Annotated in this window: 17 protein-coding genes and 1 pseudogene; 5 read left to right on the forward strand and 13 right to left on the reverse strand. The window is 63.5% G+C overall.

What is annotated here, in order from left to right; translation table 11 throughout:
• Positions 1–77 precede the first annotated feature (77 nt).
• From EYW47_RS41375 to EYW47_RS19910, 5 genes are all read right to left on the reverse strand, one after another.
• Complete coding sequence (locus EYW47_RS41375) at positions 78–305, reverse strand: DUF6198 family protein (RefSeq protein WP_133196542.1); 228 nt, start codon at positions 303–305, stop codon at positions 78–80.
• A 51-nt stretch (positions 306–356) separates the two neighbouring features.
• A complete protein-coding gene (locus tag EYW47_RS19895; RefSeq protein ID WP_133196543.1) occupies positions 357–602 on the reverse strand; it encodes a hypothetical protein in 246 nt (81 codons plus the stop codon).
• Between the two features lie 272 nt (positions 603–874).
• Positions 875–2,629, reverse strand: a complete 1,755-nt coding sequence (locus tag EYW47_RS19900) for a sensor domain-containing diguanylate cyclase (RefSeq protein ID WP_133196544.1) — start codon at positions 2,627–2,629, stop codon at positions 875–877.
• Positions 2,626–3,756 (reverse strand): extracellular solute-binding protein, encoded by a 1,131-nt coding sequence (locus EYW47_RS19905; RefSeq protein WP_476704105.1) that lies wholly within the window; start codon positions 3,754–3,756, stop codon positions 2,626–2,628. Before EYW47_RS19905 ends, EYW47_RS19900 begins: the two co-directional genes overlap by 4 nt.
• Positions 3,757–4,379: 623 nt before the next feature.
• Positions 4,380–4,862 (reverse strand): substrate-binding domain-containing protein, encoded by a 483-nt coding sequence (locus EYW47_RS19910; RefSeq protein WP_338117832.1) that lies wholly within the window; start codon positions 4,860–4,862, stop codon positions 4,380–4,382.
• 436 nt (positions 4,863–5,298) lie between these two features.
• On the opposite strand from EYW47_RS19910, the gene EYW47_RS19915 reads away from it, so the two are divergent.
• On the forward strand, positions 5,299–5,754 hold the full coding sequence (locus EYW47_RS19915) for a carboxymuconolactone decarboxylase family protein (RefSeq protein WP_133196547.1): 456 nt from the start codon (positions 5,299–5,301) through the stop codon (positions 5,752–5,754).
• Positions 5,755–5,840: 86 nt separating this feature from the next.
• On the opposite strand, the gene EYW47_RS19920 is transcribed toward EYW47_RS19915, so the two are convergent.
• The gene (locus tag EYW47_RS19920; RefSeq protein WP_133196548.1) at positions 5,841–6,122 is read right to left on the reverse strand and encodes an HU family DNA-binding protein; all 282 of its coding nucleotides are present in this window, start codon (positions 6,120–6,122) and stop codon (positions 5,841–5,843) included.
• 113 nt (positions 6,123–6,235) lie between these two features.
• Between EYW47_RS19920 and EYW47_RS41910 the strand changes: the two are divergent.
• Positions 6,236–6,360 (forward strand): annotated as a pseudogene (locus EYW47_RS41910) (IS6 family transposase); the annotation flags it as partial.
• 171 nt (positions 6,361–6,531) lie between these two features.
• On the opposite strand, the gene EYW47_RS19930 reads toward EYW47_RS41910, so the two are convergent.
• From EYW47_RS19930 to EYW47_RS19940, 3 genes are all read right to left on the reverse strand, one after another.
• Complete coding sequence (locus EYW47_RS19930) at positions 6,532–7,611, reverse strand: porin (RefSeq protein WP_133196549.1); 1,080 nt, start codon at positions 7,609–7,611, stop codon at positions 6,532–6,534.
• A 29-nt stretch (positions 7,612–7,640) separates the two neighbouring features.
• On the reverse strand, positions 7,641–8,978 hold the full coding sequence (locus EYW47_RS19935) for an MFS transporter (RefSeq protein WP_133196550.1): 1,338 nt from the start codon (positions 8,976–8,978) through the stop codon (positions 7,641–7,643).
• A 95-nt stretch (positions 8,979–9,073) separates the two neighbouring features.
• On the reverse strand, positions 9,074–10,216 hold the full coding sequence (locus tag EYW47_RS19940) for a M20 aminoacylase family protein (RefSeq protein ID WP_133196594.1): 1,143 nt from the start codon (positions 10,214–10,216) through the stop codon (positions 9,074–9,076).
• A gap of 198 nt (positions 10,217–10,414) precedes the next feature.
• On the opposite strand from EYW47_RS19940, the gene EYW47_RS19945 reads away from it, so the two are divergent.
• The gene (locus EYW47_RS19945) at positions 10,415–11,368 is read left to right on the forward strand and encodes a LysR family transcriptional regulator (protein WP_165976620.1); all 954 of its coding nucleotides are present in this window, start codon (positions 10,415–10,417) and stop codon (positions 11,366–11,368) included.
• A gap of 83 nt (positions 11,369–11,451) precedes the next feature.
• Here the strand turns inward: EYW47_RS19945 and EYW47_RS19950 are convergent, their stop codons facing one another.
• From EYW47_RS19950 to gtdA, 4 genes are all read right to left on the reverse strand, one after another.
• The gene (locus EYW47_RS19950; protein ID WP_133196552.1) at positions 11,452–12,660 is read right to left on the reverse strand and encodes a 3-hydroxybenzoate 6-monooxygenase; all 1,209 of its coding nucleotides are present in this window, start codon (positions 12,658–12,660) and stop codon (positions 11,452–11,454) included.
• A gap of 20 nt (positions 12,661–12,680) precedes the next feature.
• Positions 12,681–13,322, reverse strand: a complete 642-nt coding sequence (gene maiA / locus EYW47_RS19955; protein WP_133196553.1) for a maleylacetoacetate isomerase — start codon at positions 13,320–13,322, stop codon at positions 12,681–12,683.
• Positions 13,323–13,355: 33 nt separating this feature from the next.
• Positions 13,356–14,054 carry a fumarylacetoacetate hydrolase family protein gene (locus tag EYW47_RS19960; protein ID WP_133196554.1) on the reverse strand — a complete coding sequence of 233 codons (699 nt, stop codon included), beginning with the start codon at positions 14,052–14,054 and terminating at the stop codon, positions 13,356–13,358.
• Positions 14,055–14,155: 101 nt separating this feature from the next.
• Positions 14,156–15,202 carry a gentisate 1,2-dioxygenase gene (gtdA, locus tag EYW47_RS19965; protein ID WP_133196555.1) on the reverse strand — a complete coding sequence of 349 codons (1,047 nt, stop codon included), beginning with the start codon at positions 15,200–15,202 and terminating at the stop codon, positions 14,156–14,158.
• A 184-nt stretch (positions 15,203–15,386) separates the two neighbouring features.
• On the opposite strand from gtdA, the gene EYW47_RS19970 reads away from it, so the two are divergent.
• Complete coding sequence (locus EYW47_RS19970) at positions 15,387–16,331, forward strand: LysR family transcriptional regulator (RefSeq protein ID WP_133196556.1); 945 nt, start codon at positions 15,387–15,389, stop codon at positions 16,329–16,331.
• Entirely contained in the window at positions 16,324–16,518 is a 195-nt protein-coding gene (locus EYW47_RS19975) for a hypothetical protein (protein WP_133196557.1), read from the forward strand. The genes EYW47_RS19970 and EYW47_RS19975 overlap by 8 nt, the downstream gene beginning before the upstream one ends.
• Positions 16,519–16,786: the final 268 nt, after the last annotated feature.

The raw sequence follows: 16,786 nt of genomic DNA on the forward strand, positions 1-16,786 counted from the left end.
GGAACTAGTTAATGCATCTTCATCATCAACTCGTTTCAGAAGCGCGTTCGAATGCCGGCACCCCAGGTAATCCCGCTCTAGAACAGGAAGAAGTAGAGCTCGATGTACTGGCCAACGAGAATGGCGTTCATGAACGTGCCTTCCCGGATGAATTCAGGCCTCCCAAGGAATATGAAGCCAATCGTTGCGCTGATGGGCAGCAGCGTGCAGTCGAAGGCCGTCTTGATGTCGCCCCACCGCCATCCCGTGCGCCACGAAAAGCACGGACGCGGCCTCGCGAGCTTGCTGCTCGCCGAGGCAATCATGAACGTGCTGGGTTCGATGAGCGCTTGAGCGCCGCGAGGCCGGGCTTTGCGTTAGTGGCTTCCGGCATACCCTCCGCGACTCCGGCTCTCGGGGTTCTGGGCCTCGTAGGTGTCCAGTTCGCGCAGCAGCGAGTCGATCGCCGCCAGCTGCGCCTTGGTCAGGTGCTGCGAAGCCAGCAATTGGTTGAGCCGCCGGCGCCAATAAGGGGCCGGCAGGACGGTTTCATCGGCGGCTCTGCATAGCGAGAACCGCACCGCATGAGTGATGTGTGCAATTTCCTGGTCGAGCAAGGTCATCGTGGAGCCCCTCCCTAAGGGTTGCCATCGGCCGGTCTACGCCATCGTCACCACGCTGCGCTCGCCACACAGGCGAAACGTCAGCGCGCGCTCGCGGCATGACCGCTATTTTTCCCGGCGCTCAGATGTCTATCGGTTCTTTCGTTCGGGTGATCACCTCCTCGGGAATCTTCAGGGCATTGGAAAAGTATAGGCGGCGCGTTTCATCTGACAAGCGATGCCGATGCCCGCGCACACGGATTCAATCCATGGCGCATCACTCGATTACCGCTTTATGGGTCGCGCGGAGCGAGATCGGCCCGGGGCCGCTCGGCCAGATCCCGATAGCGAAGGTAGCGCGAATCGGCCGAGGTCTTGACCGCGTACATGGCAGTGTCCGCCTTTGCCAGCAACTCCTCGGCATGATGGCCGTCGGCCGGAAATTCGCTGATGCCGATGCTCACGCCCACGGTCATCAGGTGCATGCCGATTGAAACGGGCGTCTCCATCACCGCCTCGATGCGGCCCGCCGTGGCGGGTATCGCCTCGGGCGTTCGCACGCCGGTCACGAGGATGACGAACTCGTCACCGCCGAAGCGGGCGACGACATCCGAGCCGCGCAATGCCGCTCGCAGGCGCTGCGCGACCACCACGAGGGTGCGGTCGCCGGCCGAGTGTCCGAGCTGATCGTTGATTTGCTTGAAATCGTTCAGGTCGACGAACATCACCGCCAGCGTCTCACCGCTCACCGACGCGCGCCGTATCGCCAGCTCGAGTTGCTCCATGAAGCGCATGCGGTTCGGCAAGCCTGTGAGCGTGTCGTGTCCCGCAAGATGCGTCAGCTCCTCCTGCCGCGTGTGCAGCGCATCGACCTGGGAGCGGATCTCGCTGCGCATGCGATCGAAGCAGCGCGCGAGCACGCCAATCTCGTCCGAGCGCCCAACCGGCAAGCGCTCCATGGCGTCTTCGTCGAAGATGTGCGTGACCGCATACGCGAGCGTGCGCAATGGCCGCGCCAACGCGCGCGCGAACAGGACCGCCAGCAGGATCGCGAGGGTGCTCGAGATCAGCACGAGGCGCACGATCTGCACGCCGAGCGCGTTGGCGGACGCGAGCACGTCCGTGAGCGGCCGCGCGAGACCGAGCGCGATGAAGCGATTGCCATCCACGAGACCGAACGGCGAACGCACGAACGCGAACACCTCGGCCGGCGGCTCGTACGCGTGCGCATAGCCGTTGAACGTCAGGCTGGTCCGCCCGCCGTCAAACAGCGGCGCGGTGGCCGGGAAGGTCTTTTGCATCAGCACGCGCCGGCCGCGCTCGAAACCGAAAGTCTGGGCCGGGTCCGGATGGACGAGAAAATCGCCCCACTCGTTGGCCATGTACACCACGTAGTCGGTGGGCAAGTCGCGCTCGATGCGCTTGAACACCTGGGTCAGATTGACGTCGATGACCAGCACGCCTACTTTTTCGCCGTTCTCATCCGCGATCGGCGTGCCGACCCTCACCACCGGCTGCTCCTGATCCGGGTCTGAACTGGGGCCGTCCTTCAGGCCGATCGGCGAGATGTAGACGCGCTCCGCGCTCGCCGCAAGCGTGTCGAACACATAGGGAAACTGGCCCTTCTCCTGCAATTGATCGTCGGGCACGACCACCACGCCTTGCGCGTCGCGATCGACACGAATGCGCTCGAGCCCGTAGTGGGAGCGAGAAATCAGGCGTATCTGCAGGTACTCGGGATGGTGCAGCATGAAGCCGCGGAAGACTTGCTTGAGCCTTGCGTCGGCGGGACTGGGCGCACCGCCCCGCGCGACGATCTCGGACGAAGGCAAGGTCGCGAGCACGAGGGCGTCGTCGGCGACGTCGCCGAGCGCCGCGATGAAACGCTGGCTCAGCAACTGCGTCGAGGTGAGCAGGCTGTGCTCCGCTTCGTGCATGAGCATCTGGCGATTGGCGCGATAGGTGGAATAGCCGGTCGCGCCCGACGCCAGCACGCCAATGAAGACCAGCAGGATCGAGAGCCTCGAAGTCAGGCCGAGCTTGATCATTCTGGAAAGCTCCTCAACCGGTCGCCCGATTCGATCCGGTGCCACAGCGCTTCGCGCTCGCTGACGCTCTCGACGCGCTGGAGCCAGACGAGATGCGGCCCCGCGCCGGCAATCTCGCCGGATACCGGTGTCATCGTGTTCGCGAGCCCCTCGCGCTGCGTCAACTGCTTGCCGATCTCCGGCTCCAGCATCGCGTTGATCCAGTCGTGGGCGAGCGCCGGATTGCTCGCGTTGCGTGTGATCGCCCAGCAATCGAGCCACGCCAGCGCGCCTTCGTCCGGAATGACGTAGCCCACGTCCACGCCTGCCTGGCGCAACTGCTCGACCTGCTGCGTGCCGTAATTGCCGAACATCAGCGCCACGTGATGCTGGACGAACTGCGCGGTCGCCTCTTCAGGCAGCGTGTAATACGTGAGCAGATTGCGCCGCAAGCGCACGAGCTCGCGCGTGACGTTGCGCATCTGCTCGGGCGACAGGTGAAACGGATCGCGATAGCCCAGCGCCAGCGCGGTGAATGAGAAGTTGTGCTGCGCGCTGTTGAAATCGAGCACCTTGCCCTGATAGCGCGGATCCCACAGGGCGCGCATCGAGTGTGGCGGATCCGGAATCTGCTTGCGGTCGTAGATGAGCCCCATCGACGAAAAGGTAAACGGAATCGCGTAGGCATGGCCGCCCTCCACGAGTCCGCGAATGGCGGCGAGCCGCTGAAAATACGGCTGCTGCCACTGGCGATTCGGAATGCGCGGCAGGTCGAGCGCCGCGAGCAAGCCAGCGTGCGCATAGCGCTCGATCTCGGCGGTATTGGCCGCCAGCACATCGAATGGCGGCGGCACGGCGCTATGCATGCGGGCCCAGAGTGCTTCATCGGAATCGACGAGCGTGACTTCGACTTTGGCGTGGAAGCGCTTTTCGAACGCATGGACCCAGTCGTCGTCCGCGTAGCCGGGCCAGGCAAGCACGCGCAGCACGGACTGGCGCGGCGAATGAGAATCCGCGAGCGTGCGCGTCCAGAGAAAGCACAGCAAAAGGACGACGAGAGCCGCCGGCATGGCCCATCGGCTCGTGCGAGCGCGCGCGTCTTTCCCCTGGTTGAAACGGCAAACGACCGTTTTGAAGCGTCGCTTCATTGCTCAAGCTTGTTCAGTGCTGTTTTAGGGTTCCGCGAGCCGCGCACCCATTTTCGACAAAGCGAAGACAACGCTTCGCTCGCCCCCATAACTCTGCCGCAACCCGATAATGGGCTCCCCCGCACATCTTATCGAAGACAGAAAACCAGAATATGCTGCCCAGGTTATTTTCAGCACAAGGGAAAACCCGGTTACCTGAAACGGCGTGCTGGGCCAGGCCAATTCCAGGCGCAGTTGAGGGAGCACATCGCCCGGCGCATGGCTATTGCAACGCGGCTCAAACGATAAGCGCTTCCATTCAAAGACCCATGTTATTGCCTGCGCAATGTGCCCGCGCAATGTGCCCGCGCAATGTGCCCGCGCAATGTGCCTGCGTAATGTGCCTGCGTAATGTGCCCGCCTAATGGCGCTGTTATTGCACGCCGTATGGCGATAACAAACATCTCGCCGCCACACTTAATCCTTGCGCAATTTTCGAAAGTTGCGCCCGTGAAAATAAAATTAACGTTTCAACAGAAAACCGCTGTTCCAAAACGGGAAATCGTTTCACCGGAACGCTAATGCAATGAAGGCGGCACGTATCGGCCGTGCCGCCTGTGCGGATGCCCGTTGCGGGCGAAACCTCATGCGCCGCCCGCGGCGGCGACCGAAGACTCGCGGATCACCAGCGACGGGTCGGCCGGCGTGGCGGAGCGTGCCCCACCCTTGCCCGCCAGATGATCGAACAGCAACGCGATGGCTTGCGACGCCATTTCGTCGAGGTGAAGATCGACGGCCGTGAGCGGCGGACGGCAACTGCGGGCGCGAATTCCGTCGTAGCGGGTTGCGATCCTGACGTCGCCGGGCACGCGCCGGCCGGCATCGGCGAGGCCTTGCACGGCGCCCACGGCAAACGCGTCAACCACCGCGCACAGCCCGTCGAGCTGCGGATGCTGCTGCAATAGCGCCGCGCACGCCTCGCGTCCCGCCTCCTCGCAGCCCGCTTCGTCGGCCACCGTAATCACCGGCGTCATGCCCTGCTCCGCGCAAAATCGCTCGTAGGCCGCGCGCGACTCGACGTACGCACAGCGCACGGCCTGGCATCGTTCGCGTGCTATCGCAACCACCCGGTCGATAAATAATCCAGCTTGACAGGGCCTATATGACGCACCGTTCTACGTTAGCAAATCGATTTGGGGCGCGATTGCAGAGGCACCCCGGTTTCAATCAGCTCACGTTGGCGGAATGGGCGCCGCCGTCCGGGCGCAACGCGTTACTGTGCCGGCCCGTTGCCGCTTCGCTGCGTTGCCATCGCGCGGTGCGGTAGTGGGCCGGGCACCGCTACGGCGGCTGCCGGGTTCGCTGCGCGGATCGGCCAACGCCTCGTTCGCCGGACGATATTCGCCCATTTATATGAACTACATGCGCAACGCGAGGGTGCCGCGGGAAAACATGGCTTGATGGGATCGCTGGTGCATCGAGCAGCCGTTCGACGCGGCACGGCTGCCCGCACAGTGAATAACGCCGCGAGACGGTCTACCCACCCTCCAGGATCGACATTTCATGCCAGAACGTATTTCGTTTGGACAACTACCTTCCAAGCTGCTCGAAGCCGTGATCGGCGTCGAGCAATATGTGAGCACCACGGGCCTCGACTTCAAGCTGCTGGAGCTGGTCCGCGCACGCGTCTCGCAATTGAATGGCTGTGCATACTGCCTCGACCGTCACATCAAGGAAGGGGTCCATGCAGGCGAAGATCCGCTGCGCTATAACCTGTTGCCGGTCTGGCACGAGACCCCGCATCTCTACAGCGCGAAGGAGCAGGCCGCGCTGCGCTGGGCCGAAGCGCTAACCTTGATCAGCGAGAATGAAATTAGCGAAACGCTCGTTAAGGCAACCTACGAGCACTTCGAACGCGATGAGCTTGCGAACCTGACGCTGGCTGTCGCGCAGATCAACACGTGGAACAGGCTCGCGAAGCCGTTTGCGTGGGAAGCCGGCGTGTTTCAGGCGGGCTGAAGCACGTATCGGGTAAGTATCAGACACGTATCGGGCGCTGGGCGACCCGCGCTGCTTCGCGCCGGAAGCAGCCCGCCCAGCCAGTACTATCGGGTCGCGTTCACCGCGTCCTTGAAGGTCTTGCCCGCGGTAAACTTCACCGTTCTCGCCGCGGCAATATTGATCTCCTCGCCCGTCATGGGATTTCGACCAACGCGAGCACCGCGCTTTCCCTGGCTAAACGAACCGAAGCCGATCAGCTGCACCGTGTCGCCTCTGGCGACTGCCTTCGTGATGGCGCTAATCAGCCCATCGATCGCTTCGCCGGCAACGTCCCTGCCCAATCCCGTTGTGAATGCGACGGCGTCGATCAGTTCGCGCTTGTTCATGAAATGCTTCCCCCGTTGATGAATAAGACCATGTGAGAACTTTTTATCGCTACCCCGTCCTGCCATCCTTATCGCGACACGCCCTCGACGAGCGGCGGTCAGGCCGTCACTTCATCTGCGACGTGATCGTTCTGTGCACCGCGGGTATTTGCGCTACAAGCCCAGCCTGTGCGATCTGGTCGACATTATGGCCGAGCGTGGGCTCTCATTGGCCCAAACAACCATTCTGCGTTGGGTGACATGAGGCGGCCAGTGCGTGCATCAGCAAGGCACGAAGGCCGCGCATCCGGCGCTCATGCCGGTCAACTTGCCGCTAACCAGATAGCGCGTTTTCATGATTGCCCACTCCCGTGCGGCCCGTCGCTGACTCGCCCGCGATCGGCCGGAAGCCGGGCAATTCCCCGGCGCATCAGAAAATGTGCTTCACGCCCACACGTGAAAGGAACTGGCTCGAGGTGGACGCCGTGCCGGCAAGAAAGATCGACGCCATCGTTTGCGGACCTGACGCCTTCTGGGCCGCAAGATCAACGTAGACGTCCGTGCTATGCGACAGATAGTAGTCGAGGCCAAGATTGACCGTATACCACCGCGACTGCTCGAAGTGGTCGACGGAGACCTGACCGGAGAGCAACGTCGCGGGCGTCACGCTGTACGTCGTGCCAAGACGCAATAGCTGGTCGGTCGACGCCATGCCCCGCTCCTTGAGCTGCGTGTTCGAATACGTGAGCGAGGGCGTCCACTTGCCGAGCTTGTAAGACGCGCCAAGGGCGGCAATGCGCTGATTGTCGACGATGAGCGTGGTATTGGGCTGCACCGGCATGCCCAGCACGGTACGCGCGCCTAGCTGCCCCGCGCCGATGGGCGCGCCGTTGATGTCGGTCACGACAGCCATGGCCGAGAACGGGCCGTGCTCGTACTGGACGAACCCGCTATAAGCGCGGCCCGCGTTCATCGTCAATGGACCCGCGTACTGGCCGAATGCGTACATCGCGCCAAACGAAAACCCACCGTACGACGCACTGCGAAAACGCGCGCTGTTGTTCAGGCGCTCGCCCGAAATTCGGTCGAGGTCTGCGTTTTCGACCGAATAGATGCCGCAGCCGATGCAAGGCATGTACGGCTCGAGCAGCACCGTGAAGTCATAGTGCCGGCCAAACGTCAGCTCGCCGAGACTGTCGTCGTGCAGCCCCACGTAAGCTTGCTTGCCGAACAACAAACCGCCTTGGCCCAATGCACCGGTGGTGGTGGAGAAGCCGTTTTCAAGCTTGAACACGGTGGACAAGCCGCCGCCGAGTTCCTCTGTGCCGGTCACGCCGAACGCGTTGGCGCGGCTGATGCCGCCCTGCTCCATCAGGATCGACTTGCCCGCCACGTTGTTGACGTACGTAATGCCGTTGTCAATGCTGCCGTACATCGTCACCGACGACTGGGCATACACCTGCGTGGCAAAGGCTTGCAGCAAAACGGCTGCGACTGCGCTACGCTTCATGGGTTGTCTCACTCCTTGTGTTCTGATGTTCAGGTCAGGCTTGTTCGCCAGTTCGGCTTCAGGGTCCCCGGCAGCAGCAGACCGCTCGCAAGACCGATCATGACGCTGAGCTCTACGTAATAGATTGGCGCGAGATTGCTGCCGCTCAGCTTCACGAGCCACACGTTGATGAACGGGGCGAGACCGCCGAACACTAGCACCGCAACGTTGTAGGCGAGCGCCGCAGCGGTCGAACGCACCGTGGCGGGAAACACTTCTGCAAGGATCACGGGCATGGGGCCCCAAAGCAGGCCCATGAAGCAAGCGACACCCGCTTGCAGAACCAGCAACGTGACGGAAGAGGGCGCCGCGGCGAAGCGATGAAAGAGCCACCACGCAACGAGGCCGTAACCGATCGTAGCGGGCAGGTACACGGCCTTGCGCCCGAAACGGTCCGAGAGATGGCCTGCGAGCGGGCAAACCGCGAATACGATTGCCATCGCAACGAACGTGCCCCTGCTTGCGTCCGCGGCCGGTACACCCAGTTGCTTCGCGAAGAGCGGCAGAAAGATCACAAACATGTAGGCCGAGACCGTACCCACCACGCAGACGCCTGTGCTCGCGAGCAGCGCACGCGGATGTTTCGTGAAAACGTCGCGCAGACTGGAGCCCGCGTGCTTTGCCTCGCCATGGCCGGCGGCGTCGGCTTTGACACGGGATTTGACCGCTGCGCATGCGAGAAACTCGGGCGACTCGTCGACCCGCGCACGAATCAGCCATCCCAGCGGACCAATCAGGATGCCGAACAGAAATGGCAGCCGCCATCCCCACGATTCGAGTTGCGCTGTCGTGAGGTGCGCACCCAGCAGCCAGACGGTCGCCGCACCGCACAGGAACGACAGCGCCTGCGCGCACATCTGGAAGCTACCGAGCAGGCCACGCCGGTGCGCGGGCGCGAACTCGATGAGCATCGTAGTCGCGCCGCTGAACTCGCCTCCTGCAGAGATCCCCTGAATCATGCGGGCCAGCACGATCAATGCGGGGGCCATGACGCCGATGCGGTCGTAACCCGGAATCAGGCCGATCATTCCAGTGCCCGTCGCCATGAGCGCGATCGTGAGCGAGAGCGCGCGCTTTCGGCCCACGCGGTCGCCATACATGCCGATCAGGACCCCGCCTACGGGACGCACTGCGAAGCCCACACCGAACGTGGCGAGCGCCAGCATCAGCGAGGTCGCCGACCCACCAGCGGGAAAAAACAGCTTGGCGATCGTTGCGGCGAACAGACCGTAGATCGCGAAGTCGAACCACTCGAAGGCGTTGCCAAGCACGGCGGCGGCAACCACTCTTCCAAGCATGGCTGGGGATGGGGTGGCCTGTGAGCTCACGTCTGTCTCCTCGTAAATTGTTCTGGACTGCGTATCGAAGCGGCGGAAGGCGGCCAGCCGCCAGCCGCGCTTCTTCTCTCGCGCGCCTGTATGTTTCAGGCGAGAAAGCGCTCCACCAGCTTGACCCAGTAGGTCGCGGCAAGCGGCAGGCAGGCGTCGTTGAAGTCGTAGCCGGGGTTGTGCACCATGCAGCCGCCCTCGCCCTCTCCGTTGCCGGTGATCAGGTAGCAGCCGGGACGGGCCTCCAGCAGAAACGCGAAGTCCTCGCTATTGGTCAACGGCTTCATGTCCTCGACGAGCCCCTCTTCGCCGAGCCATTCGCGTGCAACATCGCGCGCGAGCGCCGTTTCGTCCGGATGATTCACGAGCACCGGATAACGCCGGTCGTAGTGCACTTCAGCACGCGCGCCGAAGCTCTCGGCCTGGGCTTGCGCGAGCGTCGTGATGCGCCGCTGCAGAAGATCGCGCACCTCGGGCCGGAATGCGCGCACGGAAATGCGCATCTGCGCGCTGTCGGGAATCACGTTGGGTGCCTGGCCAGCCTGAATCGAGCCGACCGTCACGATTGCCGCATCGAGCGGGTTGACGTTGCGCGCAACCACGCTTTGCAGCGCCATCACGAGCGATGCGCACACGACGACCGGGTCGACCGCGGCGTGCGGCACCGCGCCGTGCCCGCCCTTGCCGACTACGCGGATGGTGACAGTATCCGAGGACGCCATGAACGGCCCCGCGAGAAAACCGAACTTGCCGACCGGAATGCCCGGCATGTTGTGCAGCGCGAAGATCGCATCGCACGGAAAGTGCTCGAACAGGCCGTCTTGCACCATCTCCCTCGCGCCGCCCTGGCCTTCCTCGGCGGGCTGGAAGATCAGATTCAGCGTGCCCTTGAAGGGTTTGTGCTCGGCCAGGTACTTCGCGGCGGCGAGCAATGCGGCCGTATGGCCGTCGTGCCCGCAAGCGTGCATCTTGCCGTCGAGCTTGCTCGCGTAGGGCAAGCCGGTCGCCTCGTGGATGGGCAGCGCGTCCATGTCCGCGCGCAGGCCGATCGAGCGCCCTTCGCCGTTGCGCAACGTCCCGACGACACCCGTGCGGCCGAGGCCACGATGCACTTCATAGCCCCATCGCTGCAGGCAGTCGGCAACGAGGTCGCCCGTGCGGACCTCCTCGAAAGCCAGTTCGGGATGCGCGTGAATCTCGTGGCGGAGCGCGACCATTTCTGCTTCGATGGCGCGCATGCCGGGCGGAACGACGATGTTTGGCACAGCGGGTCTCCTCGCGTAAGGCGTGGGGGCGGCGATACCCCCTGATGGGCGAGGAAGCGATGGTAGGCGGACCCGCAGTGCCCAGGAAGCCCCAAAAGCGATATCCTGACAACTTTTGGTGTTCACCCCGGGCGGCCCGATAAATCCGCCCCCGATTTAATTGTCTTGTTCATGAAAGTCCATCAACTGGAAGCGCTCATCGCGGTCGCGGATACCGGCAGCATCCGCGCAGCCGCGCGGCTCGCCGGCCTGTCGCAAAGCGCGGTCAGCAAAACGCTGCGCGAACTGGAGAGTCAGCAGAAACTGCCACTGCTCGTGCGCAACGCCAGCGGCATCGTGTTCACTGCCGCGGGAGACAAGCTGCTGAGCCATGCGCGGCTCGTGCTTGGCCAGCTACGGCGAGCCGAAGAAGAGCTCGCCGAATTGCGCGGCGACCATGTGGGACGGCTCTCGATCGCTGTCACGCCGTGGATCATGCACACATTCGTGCCGCAGGCGCTGATGCGCTTTCGCGAACGCATGCCGAACGTGCAACTGGAGATCTTCGAGGGACTCACTGCCGTGACACTGCCCCGCCTGCGCGAGGGTGTGATCGATTGCGCCGTGGTGCCTCATACGGCAGCCATGCCGGCTCAGGAGTTCGAGAACGAGCCGCTGTTCGCCTACGACACCTGCGTCATCGTGCGACGCGGACATCCGGCGTCGCAAGCCACGTCGATAGCCGAGCTGCGCGACTATGACTGGGCACTCAACTTCACCGTCGCGACCCGGCCCGCGCTGATGAACGATTTGTTCTGGCAACATGGCCTCGACATCGAGCCGCGCCGCCTGCATTGCGCGCATTCGGCCGCGTTTCTGCTCGATCTGGTCCGGCATGCGGAGATGCTCGGCTTCTGTCCGAGGCCGATGCTCGCCACAGAAGCGGCGGGCGACTGGGTTCACGTTCTGCCGCTCGTCGAGCGCTTTCAAACCAGCAATGTCAGCATCGTCAGCCGGCGCAACTCGGTACCCGGCGCGCCCGCCGAATGCTTTCTGGATTGCCTGCGTGGCGTCATCCGGCAGCGAGCACGATCCGCAAATCCTGCTGACCGGAGGTTGTTCGGCATGCTCGATTTGCTGATGTGAATCCCGCAGATCTTCTTCTTCGCAGCCCATCCTCATGGCGCCGCTGGTCGACGGCGCCATGCTTTCCGTTCACGCAACGCGCTTCAAACCACGCCTTTCAGGCAATCCTCCGCGCGCCATCCATGCAGCCATTGCAGCGCGTCATAGAACTGCTCCTGCGTGCGGCCGATCCACAGCGAATTGCGCACCTGGCGCTCCACGCCCTTCGCGTGATAGATGCGCCCCATCTCGCGCGCCGAATACAGCACGCGGGCCGTGCGCGGAATGCGCGCCTGCTCGTAGAGCTTGAACGCGGCCTCGAAATCGCCTTCGGTCGCGGCCACAGCGGCACCCAGCGTCACGGCATCCTCGAGCGCCTGGCAGGCCCCTTGCGCGAGGTACTGGGTCATCGGATGCGCGGCGTCGCCCAGCACGGTCGCGCGCCCGAAGCTCCAGCGCTCGACGGGGTCGCGGTCGGCCGTGGCCCAGCGCTTCCACGACTTCGGCCGGTCGAGCATCTGGTGCGGCAGCGGATGAATGCCCTCGAAATACGAAAGCACTTCCTCCTTGCTGCCCTCGCGCACGCCCCACTCCTCTTGCTCGCGGCTATGAAACGTCACCACGAGGTTGTATTGCTGGCCGCCGCGCAGCGGATAGTGAACGAGGTGGCAATGCGGGCCGGCCCAGACCACCGGCGCGTTGATCTGCAAGTCCTTCGGCATGTCGGCAACGTCGACGACGGCGCGATACACCACATGCCCCGTCACGCGATGCTCGTCGCCGATCAGCGCCTTGCGGATCTCCGACTTCACGCCGTCGCAACCGATCACGGCATCGGCGCGATAACGTTCGCCATGCTGATCGATGACCGTGACGCCATCGGCATCCTGTTCCATCCCGCAGACCTGCGTGTCCGTGCGGAACTGGATCAGCGGATGATCCTGCACGGCCTCCAGAATCGACAGATGAATATCCGCGCGATGAATCACCGCGTACGGATTGCCGAAGCGCGCGCGATACGGCGCGCCGACGTCGATGCGCACCACCTCGTGCGCGTCGATCGCGTCCATCAGCATCATGGTGTCGGTGAACACCGAGCGGCCGCGCGCCGCGGCGCCCACGCCCAGCGCGTCGAGCGCATTGAACGCGTTCGCCGCGAGCTGGATGCCCGCGCCAATCTCCTTGATCTCGGGGGCCTGCTCGAGCAGCTGCACGCGAATGCCCTGGCGCGCGAGCGCCAGCGCGGTCGCGAGGCCGCCAATGCCGCCGCCGATCACGAGCACGCGCCGGCCTTTGCTGTTTGTCTCACTCATGGCTGTCTCCTGCCCTGCAATCAGGCGATGTAATCGGGCTGACGCTGTGGCTGCGCCGCGACAAACGCCGGGTGTTGCGAAGCGTGCTCATAGACGGCGAGGCTGCGTGCATACGCACTCAGATCGCAGTCCATACGCAGCGCGTTGCCGATCTGCGGCACGAGACACACGTCGGCCAGCGTCGGTTGCGCGCCGAAGCACCACGGACCGGTGGCGCTGCGCGCGAGCATGCGCTCCACGCCCGCCATGCCTTCCCCGACCCAGTGCCGATACCATGCGGCCTTCTGCTGCGGCGTGGCCTTCAGCTCCGTTTCCAGATAGCGCAGCATGCGCAGATTGTTGACGGGATGGATGTCACAGGAAACCAGCAGCGCGAGTTCGAGCACGCGCGCGCGCAAATGCGGCTCGAGCGGGATCAGGCGCGGCTCGGGATAGCGCTGGTCGAGGTAATCGAGAATGGCCAGCGACTGGCCGAGCTTGAAATCGCCGTCGACGAGCGCGGGCACCGTCGCGGACGGATTGACGTTGGCCACATAATCCGCGGCGCGATGCTCGCCAACGCGGATATTGACGGGCAACGTGTCGTACGCGAGTCCCTTGAGCCCGAGCGCGATGCGCACGCGTTGCGAGGTCGAACTGTTGAAGAAGCTATGGAGTTGCATGGCGGCGCCTTTCATCACATACAGGACTACAAATCAAACGACGTGCACGGCGATTTCGCCGAGGCGCTCGACGCCGACCTTCATCGTCTCGCCCGCCTTCACGGCGCCGACACCCTCGGGCGTGCCCGTGAAAATCACGTCACCCGGTTCGAGGCGGAAGAACTTCGACAGATACGCCACCGTCTCCGCAACCGACCAGATCAGGTGCGAGACATCGCTCTTCTGCTTCGTCTCGCCGTTGACCGTCAACCAGAGGGCGGCCTGCTCGAAGTGGCCGGCTGTGCTCGCCGGATGAATCGGGCCGATCGGCGCGGAGCGGTCGAATGACTTGCCGATTTCCCACGGGCGGCCCATTTCGCGCATTTTCATCTGCAGATCGCGGCGCGTCATGTCGAGGCCGACGGCGTAGCCCCAGACGTGCTCGAGTGCCTCATCGACGCCGATATCGGAGCCGCCCTTGCCGATCACGGCAACGAGCTCGGCTTCGTAGTGGTAATTCTGCGTCTGCGACGGATACGCGAGTTCGAGCGTTTCGCCATAAGCGACGGGCACGACCGCATCGGCGGGCTTGCAGAAGAAGAACGGCGGCTCGCGATCGGGATCGAAGCCCATTTCGCGCGCATGCGCCGCGTAGTTGCGGCCCACGCAATAGACGCGGCGCACCGCGAACTGGGCGTCGCTACCGGCGACGGGAACGGCAACGGGCGCCTCGGGCGGGAAGACAAAAGTCATGATGATTTCGACTCGGCAAATAAGGGGGTGAAGCGCGCGCCGCCAGCGGAGCACGCGCAGAATGGATAGAGCCGCAAAAACGGCCGTACCTGATTGCGTACCTAGCTGCGTTCTTCGCGCAGCAGATTCAGTGCGGTGAGCACGGGGCGATCCGAATAGCTGAACAGCACGCTTTCCGCCTGTGCCGCGAGGCTCACGCTCGCCCATGAAGGCGCGACGAACACGTCGTGCGGCTCGAACGTGAATTCGTCGTTGCCGATCTTGACCGTGCCCTTGCCTTCGACGACGCAGTAGATCGTTGCGTCGGTGCTGCGGTACGTGCGGCCCTTGAAGCCCGCGGGCAGGTATTGCATGAAGGTCGCGATGTCCGGCATCGGCCAGCCGCCCGTTGCCGGGTTCACGTAGCGCAGCTTCACGCCGTCCCACTCGTCGAGTTCGCCGTGGCGGTACAGCGTGTCGAGCGCTTCGCGGCTGCGCGCATACGGGTAGCTGAAAATCGGCGAAGTGGGATCGGATACGCGGTGCCGCACGGGCACCATGTTGTGGCCGAAGCGCGCGAAGCTGTCGCCCTCGGGCCGCGAGACCGGCTGCGTCGCTTCGGGGTAGTTCTCGGCAAAGCCGGCGTCCATGTGCGCGACGAGCGGGATATCGAGGCCGTCGAGCCATACGACGGGCTCGCCGCCCTCATCCGCGGACGGGTTGCCGTGGTCGTGCCATGTCCACGACGGCGTGATGATGAAGTCGCCCGGGTGCATTGTCGTGCGCTCGCCGTTCACGGCCGTCCAGGCGCCCTTGCCTTCGACGATGAAGCGCAGCGCCGACTGCGTATGCCGATGGCTCGGGGCGATCTCGCCGGGCAGGATCAGCTGGAGCCCGGCGTACAGGTTCGGCGTGATGCTCGATTTGCCGGGCAGGCCGGGGTTTTCGAGGACCAGCACGCGGCGCACGGCCTCTTCCGCGCTGATCAGGGCACCGGCCTGCATCACCAGATCGCGCACCTGCGCATACTTCCAGATCGCGGCCTGCGCCTTCGGCTGGGGCGCTTTCGGCACGAGGCTGTGCAGCGACTCCCAAAGCGGCGCGAGGCGCTGCTGGGCGATCTGCTCGTAATAGGCCGCGCGCGAGGCGTCTGGATTGTGGCTGGTCATTCGCGTCTCCTTTTTGGTGTCTCGCTGGGCCCGGCGCGCCGGTTGGCGGCGCGTCGCTTCGATTGGCCCGGTAGACGATTTATATGCGACCGACCTATATCGCGTAAAATGAGAAATTCATCTAATCCATATTGTTCTGGATATACCTTCACCGCCAGGACGGGATCGACGGGAGGATTGCTCGATGGACTGGACCCACCGCCTGCGTTTGCGCCATCTGCAGGTGCTGCTGAGCCTTGCGGACACCGGCAACCTGAGCCAGTCGGCCGTGGCGCTCAACACGACGCAACCGGCGCTGTCGAAATGGCTGAAGGAGCTGGAAGAGGACGTGGGGCTGCCGCTGTTCGAGCGGCACGCGCGCGGCTTGCGGCCCACCTCGTACGGGGAGGCGATGATCGAGCACGCGCGGCGCATCGAAGCGCAGCTCGATACGGCGCGTGACGACATGCACGCGTTGCGAGAAGGCGGCAGCGGCCTCGTGAGCATTGGCACTTCCGGGGTGGCGGCGGCGGATACGGTGCCGCTTGCTGTTTCGCGGTTGCTTGAGCGCATGCCTCATGCGCACGTGCGGCTCGTTGAGAGCACCATGGATCAGTTGCTGCCGAAGCTCTCGCGTGGCGAGCTGGATATCGTTGTTGGCCGCTCCGGGCAGCAGTATGACGACCCGTTGCTGCAAGTGGAGGCGCTCTATACGGAGCCGATCAATTTTGTTTCGCGGCCGCATCATCCGCTTACGGAAAAGGCCACGATCGGCTGGGAGGACGTGCTCGCGTATTCGTGGATCGTATGGCCTCAAGGCACGCCTGTGAGAATCGCGATGGAGATCGCGCTGGGTGCTGCTGGGCATGCGCTGCCTACGCATTGCGTTGAGTCTAATTCGTCGTTGCTGAATCTTACTTTGCTGAATAACACCGATCTCGTGGGGGTTGCGTCGCATCGCGCCGCGCTGCGATTTGAAAAGCTCAATGCTATTCGGATTCTGCCGATGCAGCTTGAAGGGTTCGGGTCGGTTTCTATGTATTGGCTTGCTGAGAATGAGAACCGCGCGGCCGTGGCTATGGCAATCGAGGCTCTACGGGCGTATGCCGATCAGGCTAGTGTTGCCTGGCAGGCAGCTCGTGATGTTTGATTTTTTGATGGGAAGTGGTGGTGGATTTCTTGGTCTTGGTTTTTTTGTTGCTGGTCTTTGGGGTGTTGGCCTTTCCTTGTTTTCATGTCGGTATATTAGTGTTGCCCCTGTGCGGGGCGGCACCTACTTTTCTTTGCAGCCGCAAAGAAAAGTAGGCAAAAGAAAGCGGCTCAAACCGCCAGTGTGATGCCGTCCACCACTGCCCGGTAAATCGGAGCGGCTCCGGGGCATCCGTCACCCCGCACACTCCGCCTTAGTGACAAGGGGCTCATCCTTCCCGCCGCGCGCTACGCGCGGGCGGAACGGTCTGCAAGGAAAACCGGGCGGGCTTCCCGGAAAATGCTCGATAGTACTGCCGAGCAAATACACGGGAGTCCTACGAAAACATGTGCGCACCGCCGGTTTTGGTTATGCCCCACGGCGCGCGCAGCGCCGCCGGATGGATGAGCCCTTAG

It is taken from the genome of Paraburkholderia silviterrae, assembly GCF_004353915.1.
Taxonomy (GTDB): Bacteria; Pseudomonadota; Gammaproteobacteria; order Burkholderiales; family Burkholderiaceae; genus Paraburkholderia; species Paraburkholderia silviterrae.